Raw genomic sequence first — 340 nt, 5'->3', positions numbered from 1 at the left:
GACTTTTATATTAATGTAGATAAAGCTTTGGCAATAAATTATCCAATTAAGAATGCGAGTAAATATTATGATCACAATGATCCGATAATAAAATTAGAAGCTAATAATGGTAAGATTTATTATTATTTTCAAAAAACTTCGTTAGGAGATATTGAGATACCGAATAATGAAGTTGAAAATATAAGACTTAAAAAAAGTATTTTTGATTCTGAAGTATTATACTATTATATTAAATAAAACCAAAAATCCGAACGAAACCGTTCGGATTTTTTTAGGACTGAACATTATTCGTTAAATTCGTTTTCTAAATCAGTTTATGGAACTTCTAAATCATATTTAC

At 24.4% G+C, this 340-nt stretch carries 1 protein-coding gene; it reads left to right on the top strand.

Translation table 11 applies throughout. From position 1 onward, the window contains the following. Nucleotides 1–237, top strand: a 237-nt coding sequence (locus QWI17_RS06835) for a hypothetical protein (RefSeq protein ID WP_302721774.1), incomplete at its 5' end; no start/stop codon positions are given. Between the last annotated feature and the right edge of the window lie 103 nt (nt 238–340).

Origin of the sequence: Gilvimarinus gilvus, from assembly GCF_030518155.1 — a bacterium.
GTDB classification, from domain to species: domain Bacteria; phylum Pseudomonadota; class Gammaproteobacteria; order Pseudomonadales; family Cellvibrionaceae; genus Gilvimarinus; species Gilvimarinus gilvus.
The sequence above is the reverse complement of the archived record's forward strand: the minus strand, read 5'-3'. Positions and strand labels throughout refer to the sequence as shown.